7 protein-coding genes are annotated in these 13,489 nt (G+C 63.3%); 2 read left to right on the top strand and 5 right to left on the bottom strand.

Going from position 1 to position 13,489, the window contains the following annotated elements; genetic code table 11:
• Positions 1 to 71 precede the first annotated feature (71 nt).
• The gene (gene typA / locus ISS97_RS11245) at positions 72 to 1,919 is read left to right on the top strand and encodes a translational GTPase TypA (protein WP_379986599.1); all 1,848 of its coding nucleotides are present in this window, start codon (positions 72 to 74) and stop codon (positions 1,917 to 1,919) included.
• Between the two features lie 80 nt (positions 1,920 to 1,999).
• The gene (locus ISS97_RS11250) at positions 2,000 to 3,325 is read left to right on the top strand and encodes a carbohydrate porin (RefSeq protein WP_379986598.1); all 1,326 of its coding nucleotides are present in this window, start codon (positions 2,000 to 2,002) and stop codon (positions 3,323 to 3,325) included.
• Between the two features lie 88 nt (positions 3,326 to 3,413).
• Here the strand turns inward: ISS97_RS11250 and ISS97_RS11255 are convergent, their stop codons facing one another.
• The 5 genes from ISS97_RS11255 to ISS97_RS11275 all read right to left on the bottom strand — a co-directional run bounded on the left by ISS97_RS11255 (position 3,414) and on the right by ISS97_RS11275 (position 13,472).
• Complete coding sequence (locus ISS97_RS11255) at positions 3,414 to 5,282, bottom strand: beta-galactosidase (protein ID WP_379986597.1); 1,869 nt, start codon at positions 5,280 to 5,282, stop codon at positions 3,414 to 3,416.
• Between the two features lie 21 nt (positions 5,283 to 5,303).
• Positions 5,304 to 7,538 (bottom strand): alpha-N-acetylglucosaminidase, encoded by a 2,235-nt coding sequence (locus ISS97_RS11260; RefSeq protein WP_379986596.1) that lies wholly within the window; start codon positions 7,536 to 7,538, stop codon positions 5,304 to 5,306.
• Between the two features lie 37 nt (positions 7,539 to 7,575).
• On the bottom strand, positions 7,576 to 8,793 hold the full coding sequence (locus ISS97_RS11265) for a metallophosphoesterase (protein ID WP_379986595.1): 1,218 nt from the start codon (positions 8,791 to 8,793) through the stop codon (positions 7,576 to 7,578).
• A 69-nt stretch (positions 8,794 to 8,862) separates the two neighbouring features.
• Positions 8,863 to 11,871 carry a TonB-dependent receptor gene (locus tag ISS97_RS11270; protein WP_379986594.1) on the bottom strand — a complete coding sequence of 1,003 codons (3,009 nt, stop codon included), beginning with the start codon at positions 11,869 to 11,871 and terminating at the stop codon, positions 8,863 to 8,865.
• Positions 11,872 to 11,981: 110 nt separating this feature from the next.
• Positions 11,982 to 13,472 carry a hypothetical protein gene (locus ISS97_RS11275; RefSeq protein ID WP_379986593.1) on the bottom strand — a complete coding sequence of 497 codons (1,491 nt, stop codon included), beginning with the start codon at positions 13,470 to 13,472 and terminating at the stop codon, positions 11,982 to 11,984.
• Between the last annotated feature and the right edge of the window lie 17 nt (positions 13,473 to 13,489).

The following is a 13,489-nucleotide window of genomic DNA, read 5'->3' on the forward strand; positions in this document are numbered from 1 at the left end:
AATCCGTATAATCGTCCGATTCGCCCTTGAGAAATCCACGCGACGGCCACCCGGTCGCCCGAGCCAATCCCATGTCCATCGAAAATCTGCGCAATATCGCCATCGTCGCCCACGTCGACCACGGCAAGACCACGCTCGTCGACCAGCTGCTGAAGCAGTCCGGCACGCTCTCCGAGCGCACCGTGCTGGCCGAGCGCGTGATGGACAGCAACGACCAGGAAAAGGAGCGTGGCATCACGATCCTGGCCAAGAACACGGCCATCACCTGGGAAGACAAGAAGACGGGCGCCAAGAACCGCATCAACATCGTCGACACCCCAGGCCACGCCGACTTCGGCGGCGAGGTGGAGCGCGTGCTGTCGATGGTCGACACCGTACTGATCCTGGTCGACGCGATGGACGGCCCGATGCCGCAGACCCGCTTCGTGACGCAGAAGGCGTTCGCGATGGGCTTCAAGCCGATCGTGGTCGTCAACAAGGTCGACCGTCCGGGCTCCCGTCCGGAGTGGGTTGTCGAGCAGGTGTGGGATCTCTTCGAGAAGCTCGGCGCCACTGACGAGCAGATGGAATTTCCGATCGTCTACGCTTCGGCGCTGAACGGTTATGCCTCGCTGGACGAAAACGCCCGCGAAGGCGACATGACCCCGCTGTACGAAGCGATCATGAAGCACGCGCCGAAGCCGGACGTCGATCCGGATGGCGCCTTCCAGATGCGCATCAGCCAGCTGGACCACAACAACTTTGTCGGTGTCATTGGCATCGGCCGCATCCAGCGCGGCACCCTGAAGAAGGGCATGCCGGTCGCCGTGATTGATCGTCATGGCAAGAAGCGCCAGGGCAAGATTGGTCAGGTACTCGGCTTCCTCGGCCTGGAGCGCATCGAGCAGGACAGCGCCGAAGCCGGCGACATCGTCGCTATTTCGGGCATCTCCGAGCTGACCATTTCCGACACGGTGACCTCTCTGGAGGTGCCCGAAGCGCTGCCGGCGCTGAGCGTCGACGAGCCGATGATCAGCATGACCTTCCAGGTCAACAACTCGCCGTTCGTCGGCAACAAGGATCTGTCGGGCGGCAAGTTCCTCACCAGCCGCCAGCTGCGTGAGCGCCTCGACCGCGAGAAGGTCCACAACGTGGCACTGCGCGTGGAAGATGGCTCCGACGCCGACAAGTTCCTGGTCTCGGGCCGTGGCGAACTGCACCTCTCGGTGCTGATCGAAAACATGCGCCGCGAAGGCTACGAGCTGGCTGTGTCGCGTCCGGAAGTGATCCTCAAGGAAATCGACGGCCAGAAGATGGAGCCCATCGAGCAGCTGGTGGTCGACATCGAAGAGCAGCACCAGGGCGGCGTCATGGAGCGTCTGGGCATCCGCAAGGGTGACCTGAAGAACATGGTGTCGGACGGCAAGGGCCGTGTGCGCCTTGAGTACCTGATCCCGGCGCGCGGCCTGATCGGCTTCCAGAACCAGTTCAAGACCCTCACCCAGGGTTCGGGCCTGCTGTTCCACGTGTTCGACCACTACGGTCCGTACACGCCGGTCGCGATCGCCAAACGCCTCAACGGCGTGATGATCGCCAACGCTGCCGGCACCACCCCGGCCTACTCGCTTGGGCCGCTGCAGGATCGCGGCAAGCTGTTCGCCGCCGAAGGCGACTCGGTGTACGAAGGCCAGCTCATCGGCATCCACGCCAAGGACAACGACCTCACGGTCAACGCGATCAAGCCCAAGCCGCTCACCAACATGCGCGCTTCGGGCAAGGACGATGCGATCCAGCTCAGCCCCGCGATCAAGTTCTCGCTGGAACAGGCGCTGGACTTCATCGACGACGATGAGCTCGTCGAGGTCACCCCCAAGGAGATCCGCCTGCGCAAGAAGCACCTCACCGAAAACGATCGCAAGAAGGCTTCGCGCGGCGGTTAAGCCCGTGCAGCTGTCATGTGATTGAGACAAAAGGTCGCCAATGCGCGGCCTTTTGTTTACCTGGATCGAAAAGAGCCTGCATGAAGAAGCTCGCCGCGCTGACGCTGCCCGTCCTGCTCGCCCTGACCGGCGTGGCGCAGGCCGATGAGGCATCCCTGTTCATCCCGCAATGGCTGGGTGCGCAGTACACCTTCATCGACCAGCACCAGGACAGCCTGCATTCGCCCTATGCGGGCAAGCAGAGCCTGCTTGCCCGCAGCGACACCGAACGCTCTCACACCTTTGGTGCCTACTTCGGTGTCGCCCTGCCCGCGCATCTGCAGTTCTATTTCGATGTCGAGATGTTCAAGGGTCAGGGTGTCAGCGGCGCGACCGGCCTCGGCGGACTACCCAATGGCGACGTGATCCGCTCGGGCTCGGGCAGCCTGGGCAAAGGTCCCTACGTCGCGCGCCGCTATCTGCGCTGGACACTACCCCTCGGCGACGAAACCGCCGATGTCGAACGCGCGCAGGACCAATTGCCCGGCAAGGAAGCGGCGCGACGCCTCGAAGTAAAGATCGGCAAGATGGCCGTCAACGACGACTTCGACAAAAACCGCTATGCCGGCGGCACACGCACGCAGTTCATGAACTGGGCGCTGTTCAACAACACCGCCTGGGATTTCGCTGCCGACACGCGCGGCTATACCGAAGGCCTGATGATCGGCTGGATCAACCCGACCTGGAGCTTGCGCTACGGCATCTACCGCATGCCCTACGAGGCGAACGGCCAGAAGCTGGAAAGCTCCCTGCGCCATGCGCGTGGCCAGCAAATGGAACTGACCCTGCAGCCACAGGCGGACGGTTGGGTACTACGCCTGCTCGCCTTCCAGAACCAGGCGCGCATGGGCATCTATCGCGAGGCCATCGCCATCGCGCTGGCCAACGGCACGCTTCCCGACATCAAGGCCGACGACCGGCCCGGCCGCCACAAGTACGGCTTCGCCATCAACGGCGAACTGCCACTGGCCGATCAAGGCGACACCGGCCTGTTCATGCGCGCCGGCTGGAACGACGGCCGCAATGAATCCTTCGCTTTCACCGAAGTGGATCGCACCGTCAGCGGCGGCTTCCAGCTCTCCGGCGCGCACTGGGGACGTACCCAGGATCACTTCAGTGTTGCCGTAGCGATCAACAGCCTTTCATCAGTCCATCGCGACTACCTGGCACTAGGCGGCAACGGTTTCGTGCTCGGCGACGGCGCGCTGCGCTACGGTCGCGAACAGATCCTGGAGGCGTACTACAGCTTCGCGGTCTGCAAATACTTCACGCTCAGCCCCGATCTCCAGCTGGTGCACAACCCCGGCTACAACCGCGATCGCGGCCCTGCCCGCTTCGTCTCCCTGCGCGCCCACGTCGAACTGTAGGAGCGCACCCTGTGCGCGAAAGGGCCGTAGAGCGGCCCCGCTTTGCGGGGCTTTCGCGCACAGGGTGCGCTCCTACAAAGATGCGTGCTCAACCGTGGAGGCTTTCGAATCCGCGAATGGAAGCCGCCTCGGTGCGATGCAGATCGAGCACCAGCACTTCGTTATCGCCCGCCTTGAACCATGAGGCCGGACAGTACAGACGCTGCTGCGGCCCGATGCGCCAGTACCGGCCAAGCAGCCGGCGATTGACCCATACATAGCCCTTGTCCCACGCACTCATGTCGACATAACTGTCGGCCACCCGATCGAGCGTGAGTTTTCCGCGGAAGAACAGACCAGGACGCGAGGCCGCTTTCGTCAGCGGGCGCAGCGTGTCGAGAAACTTTTCATCCAGTGGAAGACTGTAGGCCTGCCAGTCCGACAGCGCTGCATCGTCGAGACGCACGTCGCCGACGATGCCCTTGCGATCCGCCATCGCCTGCCCGTAGCCCACATGCCCAAAGCTGTCGACCAGGATATCCAGCGTCGATCCATCCGCCTTGCCCGGCGCAGGAATCGCGACCGTTGCCTGATCATGCAGCCCCGGCTTGTGCACACGCGACAAGTAATCCACATAGCGATCGCCACTGAACACGGTCGCATAGTCGCGCAGCCCATCAATCGCCAGGTGCCCACCCGCACGCACCGTCTTTCTGTACAGCACTATGCCGTGATCCTGCGCGAACAACTGCTCATTCGACTGCGGCTTCGGCACAGTCTCTGGCGCTGGCAGGTTGTCCCATAGCGACGCATAGGGCTTAAGCAAAGTTGCGGAAAAACTCATCGCAGTTGGCGGCGAAGGCACCTCCGGCAGCTTGTGCGATACATGAGCCGCGATGATGTCGCGGAACTTCGCGTAGTCCGCCGTCGCCTCGCCACGCTCGTTGATCGGCGCACCGTAGTCGTAACTGGTGATCACCGGCTCGAAATTGGAGTAATCGTTGTTGGCGTTGGCACCGGCGGTGAAACCGAAGTTGGTGCCGCCATGAACGACGTAGAGATTGAACGAACGCCCCTGCGCCATCAGCTGACCCAGCGTCGCGACGTAATCGCCGCGCTGGAAATCCGCATCGCCCCAGTGCGTGAGCCATCCCGGATATCCCTCGCCCACCCACACCGGCGCCTCGCCGGCGATGGTTTGCGCCGCGGCGAAATCCGTATCGCCGTCCAGTCCAAGTGCCGCGCCCGGCAGGTAGGTTTTCTGTTTCTGGATCTGCCCAAGGCCGTCGGAAATGGAGAACGGCCCCACGATGCCGCGCTCGCGCCACATCGCCTGCAACTGCTTGAGATAGTGCAGGTCGTTGCCGAACGAAGCGTATTCGTTCTCCACCTGCACCATCAGGATCGGCCCGCCCTTCGCAGCCATCAGCGGCACGATATGCGGTGCAATGGTGTCCAGATAACGCCCCACCGCCTGCATGTAACGCGCGTCGTCCTTGTGCCGTACGCGTATGCCCTCATCGCGCAGCAGATACGGCGGCAGGCCGCCGAAATCCCACTCCGCACATACGTAAGGTCCCGGACGCAGGTAGACCCACATCCCCTCTTCCTGGCACAGCCGGATAAAGCGGACGAAGTCGCGGCTGCCGGTCTTGAGATCGAACACGCCCGGCTCCGACTCCAGCGCATTCCACATCACGTAGACCGCGATGGTGTTGAGCCCCATCGCCTTGGCCATGCGAATGCGGTGCCGCCAGTACTCGTCCGGGATGCGTATGGGGTGCATCTCACCGCTGCGGATCTGGAACGGCTGGCCGTCGAGCAGGAACTGTTTCGCCGAAAGCTCGAACCGGTGCGCACGTCCATCGGGCATGCGCTCGACCGCCGAAACGGCACGGCCATTCGCTGCGGCCGGGCGCATGCTGGCGGCTCCCAGTGGGAACAAGGCGGTAAGGCGCAGAAAATCGCGTCGCTGCACGAGGACTCCTTCGAAACAGGATCAGGGATGCGGGATCTTCGAGAGTACGTCACCGCCGGCACAGATGCCCAGCCGATGCGCCGCTTTGTGAGCAAGTTGCCACGTATCGCCTTGCGGCTCAGTGGCCAGCGCCTCACGGGATCGCGCCCAGACCTGCTCCAGCGCGAACCAGTCGATCGGTGCCGGAGCTTGCCCGGCCAGCGATTGCTCCAGCGACGCGAAATAGCGCCGCCACCGCCCAGCGTACAAACCGCCAACCAGGCCGGACCATTCGCGATTGGCATAGTCGTGCAGACCACCGCCGTCCGCGCCGGAACGATCGCCCCAACTGGCAAGGATCGAGCGCTGGTCGTACTCGAGCTGCGCGCGCTCCGCGTCGCTTCCCGCTGAAGCTTTCGCATGGACCAGCCAGCGCCCCAGCAGAAAATGCGGATCGCTGGCCAGCAACCGATCGAGCGTTTCCATATCGCCCATCCACTGCGCGGTCAGCTCGCGGAAGGCCGATACATTCTTGGCCTCGTAGGCTGCCTTGATCTGCGGCAGCCGAAGCCGCGCGCGATTGCTGACAGCCTGTCGCGTCACATCGACCAGGTCGTAGCGATAAGCTGATGTCTCGCGCAGCTCGGGCGCCACTTGCAACAAGGCGCAAACAGCGCCCTCGAAACGCCCAGCGTCATAGCGCATCGCCGTCGGCGACCACGTGGCCGCACTGCGCGCCTGCAGATCCGGCCTCGCGCCGAACAAACTGTCCTGTGCCTCCGACCACTCGCTGGATGGCATCGCGAATGCCGTATCGCCGAGTATCCGCCACGCCTCTGCCGCGTGCGTATCGGCACCACCGTAGCGGCTCGTCGCATAGTCCTTCCACCAGTGGCCCAGATCGATCGCGTCGGACTGCCATGCCAGCGCGGTAAACAACGCATACGCGGCAGGATCGGTGCCGCTCCCTTCGGGCATATAGGCGATGCCGCGCAGCTTGTTGCCCGGCTTGGCACGCGCTGCCGCAAAGCGCTCCACCCACACCGTGGTATTCGCGCCCAGCGTGGTATGCCCGCCGAAGTTGGGAATGGTGCCGAAGGCATACGGCACGCCCGGCCAATCCTTCTCGCGATCCATGCCGTCGTAGCGATCCGACAATCCGTCGACCACCAGCAGCTTGTCGCGATCCACCGCCTCGACCACCGCCTTCGGTGGATTGTGCTGCCAGCCCAGCATCACCCAGCGCGCACCGGGATGCGCCGTCTGCAAGGCCGCCATCACGCCGCGCGCCGCATCGCCCACCGGCACATCACCGGCCCGGCCACCTTCATGCAGCAGATCCATCTTGAACATGGCGCTGTCGCCGAACAGCTCACGCTGATGCCGGTAGAACGCTGCCGCAATCCGTGCAAACAAGGGCTCGCGCGGATCGAGCCAGTCCGGCCGCTGAAAGCCGACCCACGCACCCTGCGGCACCAGCCTGGTTCCGGGATAGTGCACCGCCAGTTGCGGCGGTACGGTACCGAAGTACCCCGGGAACACCGGCGTCATGCCCAGCTCGCGCAGTCGCGCAACGATCTTCTGCCCCAGCTCCGTGCGCTGTTCGAACTGGCGCGCCGACACCGGCCCACCAAACGCCGACATGTTCTGCAGCAGCCACCAGGGCTGATGCGCAGGCGCCGGAATCCAGGCCCGCAGCGCTTCGTCGCTGTAGCCGAACTCGCGAAAAGTACGCCGGTAGACCTCTTCCGAGCCCACCGGCATGAACACTTCATTGATTCCACGCAGCACCAGCAGATCGATCTTGCGCTCCCAACCCGGCCAGTCGAGATAGGCATCGGAGTAGCCATCGTCGACGTCGTTCAAGGCAAAGCGGTCCGGCACCACGGCACGACTGTCGAACGCTTGCGGCGGAGCCGGAAGGGTCTTTGGCAGACGATCCAGACTGTCGCCCGGCCAGCCGATGCTCACCTTGGGCACGCGCTCGAGATACGCCTCCACGCCGGCAAGCAACACCGCCGGCGAGGTGCCGGCCACCTTGATATGGCCTGGCGTGCCACCGACCTCGAAACGCTCGGCACCACCTGCGTCCAGCACCACCAGTTCGATCTGCGCCTGGTGCCGTAGCAGCAGACGCTTCAACGCTGCGCGCGCTGGCGCGGTATCGAATGCTGCCGCGGAACCGGCAAGAGCTGCGCAAGAGAACAGCGACAGGCACAGAGCAAGCACACCCATGCATGCGCGTGTGCGACGAATATCGACACTGGCGAATTTCATATCCCCACCCACCCCGCTCTCGCGACATCACGAGAGACTACTTGCTCTTCCGCTGGATCGAGAAGGTATCGAGCGTGCGGCCGGCGCGATCCACCACCGTCACTTTCAACTCGTGCTCGCTGGCTTCCACCTGGGCGATCTGATCCTGACCCAGCGCGAGAATGGGGAAGTCATTGCCGTGGCTTCCCGGCGCGAAGCGCTCGAGGCGATGCAGATGGCCAGCGATAAACAAGTCCACTTTGGCGCGGTTCGCAAGCTGCATCCATGCCTCATTGTGGCCATCCAGCCAGCCCCACTCAGGATCATGCCCAAGCACCACGGTGAAGGGCGCCGTGCGCGTCCTCGTTTCGTCGGCAAACGTCTGCTGGAGCCAGGCGAATTCTTCCTGCCGGTAGTCGCGCAAATTGTTCAGCCCGGCATAGACATTCGTTGCATCGGGCTTGTCCTCGCCGGTGTCGACCACCACCAGATGCAGCGGCCCCTGATCGCGCGTGTAGTAGTACTTGCCACTCTGCGAGTGCAGATAGTCTCCCAGCGAGCGGGCAAACTCGCCGCGGTATTCGTGATTTCCCCTTACGTACAGCAGTGGCATGTGTCCCTGCAAACCCGTCGCCATCGGGTCCATGAACTTGTCCTTCAGCTGATTCTCGCTGACGCCATAGTTGAGGCTGTCGCCGGTATGCACGACAAAATCCACCGGCTTCCGCCGCACCAGATTCATCAACGCATGGATGCGCACTACGTCTTCGTGCGTATCCGTCATCACCGCAAAGCTCGCCGCCTGCTTCGCGGTATCGAAAGTGGTGAAGCTATGGATGGGACTCTCGACCGTCTGCCCGCGATCGGGCCAATAAGGCTTCAACGCCACCACCCGCCTCGACGAAACCCGGTACTGATAGCTGTGCCCCGGCAACAACCCACGGACAACCACCCGATGCACGGTGCCTACCGGCACCAGTCCGTCCACCTGCGGCACTACCTCGTGTTCGATCGTGCCTTCGCCGTAGCTCACCCTGGCATCGCTGGGCGCATCGGTCATCCACTCGATCACCACCGACGTATCCGACATATCGAGCAGCAACGGCCCCATGGTGATGGCGGGCGTCGTGTCGAACGTTTTGTATGGCGCGTTGGCGTCGTCGTCCGCGACCGCCGCCGGCTTGGCCCGCACCGCAGCGGCTCCCTGCCCCGCCGCCACTCCCAGAGGCAGAACCACACCCAGCACTATCGCCGCGCGCAACAACCAGTCTTTCATTCTTTACCTCCCTGACAACGATGCGGCATCCGTCCCCGGGGCATGATCCCGAGGACGGATGCCGTTCACTCAGTAGTCGTAGGTCACCGAGAAACGCACATAGCGCGGCGCCTGCATGACCCTGGGTGTACCGTACAGCGGATTCAACGTGCCATCCGGCTTCGCATACAGGCTGGGGGTGATGTTGACCACCGGCTGGCTGTTGAACGCGTTGAACACATCCAGGTGCAGGCCGAGCCGCTGCGCGGCGAACATCGGCGTGTACTTCACGCCCAAGTCCACCTGTCGCTGCCAGGGCAGGCGCCCGATGCTGCCCGGTGTTACCGGCACGCCATTGCAGAAGTGATACGACGAACCGTAACCGGCCGGATCGGGGTTGTCGCCCGGGAACAGACCCAGACAGACCTTTGGAGCGCCCGAGATCAACGAGAAGTTGCCGGACACCAGCCACTCCGGGGTGATCTGGTAGAAGCCCCACAGCTTGATCTGATGCCGGTGATCGTTGCCCTGATCACCGTTGCTGTAAGCCATGATCGGCGCGTTATCCCAGTCGGCCGATTCGCTGGGTCCATCCGACTGCACGTTGGACTGGGTCCAGCCTTCGGTGTTGCCATAGCTGCGCGAGAACACGTAGTCGAGCTTGCCGTACCACTTGCCGTCGAACGGATGCTCCAGGAACGCCTCCAGCTCGTAGTACTTGCGCTTCATCGGCGGGAAGTTGAGTTCCCCGCGGCTGAGCGGCACCTCATGATGCTGACCTTTATCGTCCAACACGATAAAGGTGTTCGCACGACCTGCGTTGATCAGATAACAGCTGTTGAGCGAACTGACGTTGTAGCCCAGTGCCTGCGCCTTCTGCGTGATCAGATCCACGTCGCAGAAATCGTCGATGGCGCTGCGCAGGACGCGGCGGGTGGCCTTGGCGCCATACAGCCAGTCGTGGCCCAGCGTCTTGGAGAAGCCCAGGATGTACTCATCCTGATACATCGACTTCAGGTTCTTGGCCGTCACCGTTTTCGGATCAGGCAGAATGCCGAAGTTGTTGTTGGCTGACACCGGCGGCGACATCGTGGTGAGCCCGCTCGGCGTGCCGTCCGGGTTGATGCCGCTATAGGTGAAGTACTGCGTGGTGCTGGTCTGTGCGCCCGCCGCGCTCAGCGCCGGCTCCAGCGGCGAAGCGAGGTAGTAGCGACCGACGTTGCCGAACACCTTGAAGCTGGAATCGCCATTGACGTCCCAGGCGAAACCAAGGCGCGGCGCCCACTGTGCGGTCTGCTTGATGTACGGCTGCGAGTTGGCGTTGTAATTGGTGAACTGGTCGTTGCGCAGGCCCAGCGACAACAGCAGCTTGTCGTTTACCTGCCAGTTGTCCTCGATGTACTGCGCGTGCTCCACCGTTCTGACATTCGCCAACTGGCTGTTGACGTTCTTCATCACGTAGTAGCCCGTGGCGCCGTTCGGGAAATCCGCGGGAGCGCCTACGCCGAGGCCGGGGTCGACCGGATTGGTGGGATGATCGGAGTGACCATAGGTCCAGCTGTAACCCGGACCTGACGTGACCCTGCCCTGCTTCAGCGCCTGCGCCGTCAGGTTGTCGATACCGGCCGTCAGCGTGTGGTCACCCAGTTTGTATTCCAGGCTTATCCGCAGATTGCTGGTGGCGTTGCCGCGGCCGGGATCGTACAGCGACGTGGTGTTCTGGCTATTGAAGAGGGGCTGGCCGCCGGTGATGGCCGGGTTCTGGGACGTAATGCCGCTCACGTAGGCAAGGTTCGGGTTGTAGCCCACCGGCTGCTGGAACGCAGTGGTACGCATCTTTCCGTACAACGCCGTCAAGGTGAGGCTGTCGGTGAGATAGCCGGTGTACTTGGCGCTCCACAGGTCGCCACCGTTCTTGGTGCCGTCCGCATGGCTCACGAAACGGCCGGGCGCGAGCTGCTGGAAGTTGTAACGGTACAGGTCGGCTCCGTAGGAGCGCTTGTTGGAAGCACCGGTCAGTTCGAGGATGTTCCTATCGTTGATGTTCCAGTCCACCTTCGCATACCACTTGGGCATGTGATAGGTGTACTTCTGATAGGGCGCGCTGCTGGTCACGTTGCCCACCGAACTGCCCTGCTGCTTGGCCATCTCGGCTGAAGCGAAGAAGAACAGCTTGTCCTTGATCAGCGGACCGCCGACATAGGCGTCGTAGGTGGTGATCCAGTATTCGTTCTTGCTGCGCGGCGAATACAGCGTGCCCGTCGCCAGCGGCGGATTCGGCTGGCCGTTCTGGTAGTACCAGTTATTCGCCGAGGAACGCAGCGATGCCGGCTCCCAGCTCGCCATGCCGCCGAAATGCCACTCGTTGCTGCCGCGCTTGCCGACCATGTTGAGCACGCCGCCGTCGGAACGGCCGTACTGCGCGCTATAGCCGCCGGTATAGGCTTCCTGCTGATCGATCGAACCGTAGGGCAAGGTCAGGCCGCCCTCCGACTTCAACGGATCGGTCGTGTTGAAGCCGTTGATGTAGTACGCGTTCTCGTTGGCACCCGAGCCGCCGAAGCTCACCAGCGAACCGCCCGTGGCGCTGGTGAAGCCGCCAGCGTTGTTCACTGCACCCGGTGCCAGGCGCGCAATCGCTTCCGCCGAAAAGCCCAGGGGTAACTTGGCCAGCTGCTCGGCGGTGATCACCGTGCGCGAGTCCACACTGGTCACATCAATGGCCGGCAGCGCATTGGCAGTGACCTTCACACCGTCAAGGTTCTTGGCCGCAGCTTCGGCAAACGACACATCCGTCGTCACACCGACGCGCAACGCAACGTTGTCGCGCGTCTGCACGGCCTGGCCATTGTGCTTCAGAGTCACGGTGTAATTGCCCAGCGGCAACTGGCTCGCCGCATAGCGCCCACGACTGTCCACCTGCACGTCGCGCTGAAGGCCGTTGTCGCTCTGTACCGTAACGGTGTCCCCCATACCGGCGGGCACCTGCCCCACGATGGTACCGGTGGTGGACTGCGCGTAGGCGCCACCGCTGGCCAGTACCATCGCGATCAGCAGACTCAGTCTGCTCCTGCACATCATTGCGTGTTTGTTGCTCATGCTCACTCTCTCCCCATCATTTGGATAACCAGCTCACCCGTCGTGCGTAACCCTTTCCTCCCACTCGCGCCGGCGCATGCCGGCAGGCCACAACATCCCTGACGAGCCCTTCAGACCGAACGAAGCAAACGAATCCATGCGGCGCTGCCACGCGGCAGCTCCACATGGCAAAGACCGTGCGTATCCACGACGACGGCGCTGCCGGCATCGGCATCACTTTCGAAAACCACGTCATGCCGGCTCTCCAGCGCGGGCGCGCGCAAACGCATCAGGCGACCCTTGCGATAACCATTGAGGCCGGCTAGCGATACCGAGGCATCGTGCGCGGCGTCCTTGTTGATTAGCGCTATCAGCAGCGCGTCATCGCGCTGTGCGGCATACGCCGTGAGATTGGCGCTACCGGCATCGAGCTGGCCGTGCAACATGCGTGCGCCGGCGAACTGTTGCGCCAGCGACATGCCGTAGAACAGCGGACGCGGCTGAAAGCCCAACTCGACATTGCCGGCAATCGCCGAGTAGCGCGACGTGACGGCATCGCGCCGCGCGGAAAGGTCGCTGGCAGCGGCCGCCGTGTCCGCACTGCGTCCCAGCGAGGCCTCCACGGACTCCAGCGTGCCACCATGAAAATGGATGCCGGCCACACCGCGCTGTGCCATGGCGAGCATGAAATCCGCGCCCCACAACGCCGACGCGAATGCGTTGCTCACGCCATCGCGGCCACCGAGGTAATAGGAGTTCGCTTCCGTCAGCCGGAACGGCAAATGATGTGCGTCGGCCGCCTGCATGACCTGTTCGATCTCCGCGCAGAATTCGGCATCGCCGCCGAGCAGATCCGGGATCGAACCTTTTGGCGCCGCCTCGCGGTAGTAGTGGCGGCTGAGAAAGACGTTGTCCGCGCCGTGCCGGTTCGCGTATTCGATCACCCAGTCGGTGTTCGCGCCGGTATCAGGACCCGCGATCGGTACATCGGTCTCGCGGATCGCCGTGGCATAGGGCGCCCAGGCGGCATCGAAAGCGGCGTAGTCCGACTCGTAGTTGTTCGCCTCGTTGCCGATCTGGATCGCCAGCAGATCGTCGCCCACGATCTGCTTCACGGCCTTCGACAGCTCCGCCGCCATCGCCGGCACACCGATCTTCAGATTGACGCCGAACACCAGGTTCCAGCCGGTAGCGCGAAGAAAGCCGGCCAACGCATGCAATGCCTCGGGCCGAAGCACCACCGGCTGTTGCGGCCCGCCCTTATGGGTGCGCTGCACAGGCAGCTCGCCGCGATGCTCGCTCCACACGGTGTAATCACTGGTGTTGCCGCCGATGCGCAGTACGCCATGGGGGCTCAACGCACGAAACAACTGCACCAGCGCGTGGTTGTCGGCCGAGAAGAACGCGGGATCGGCCAGTTGCCCCGTCTCGTAACTCAGTCCCGTCAGCGTGTCGCTGACGACGCGCCCGGGACGCTCCAACCGCACGGCAAACCGCACCGGCACCGACGAGCCGGGTGACAGCCGCCCCGCCGCGCGCGCCAGGCCGCCGCAGGTGGCAGCCAGCGGCAGCAGTGCTGCGGCTTTCAGCAGCTGGCGTCTTGTCTGATCGTGTGCGGACATCATTCCTCCCCAGGACA

Origin of the sequence: Dyella koreensis, assembly GCF_044904565.1 — a bacterium.
In the GTDB taxonomy this organism is placed as follows: Bacteria; Pseudomonadota; Gammaproteobacteria; order Xanthomonadales; family Rhodanobacteraceae; genus Dyella_D; species Dyella_D koreensis.

Excerpts from the sequence above, each read along its gene's own strand:
- ISS97_RS11275 (WP_379986593.1), bottom strand. The coding sequence starts at position 13,472 with ATGTCCGCACACGATCAGACAAGACGCCAGCTGCTGAAAGCCGCAGCA.
- ISS97_RS11260 (WP_379986596.1), bottom strand. The coding sequence starts at position 7,538 with ATGAAATTCGCCAGTGTCGATATTCGTCGCACACGCGCATGCATGGGT.
- typA (WP_379986599.1), top strand. The coding sequence starts at position 72 with ATGTCCATCGAAAATCTGCGCAATATCGCCATCGTCGCCCACGTCGAC.
- ISS97_RS11270 (WP_379986594.1), bottom strand. The coding sequence starts at position 11,871 with ATGAGCAACAAACACGCAATGATGTGCAGGAGCAGACTGAGTCTGCTG.
- ISS97_RS11265 (WP_379986595.1), bottom strand. The coding sequence starts at position 8,793 with ATGAAAGACTGGTTGTTGCGCGCGGCGATAGTGCTGGGTGTGGTTCTG.
- ISS97_RS11250 (WP_379986598.1), top strand. The coding sequence starts at position 2,000 with ATGAAGAAGCTCGCCGCGCTGACGCTGCCCGTCCTGCTCGCCCTGACC.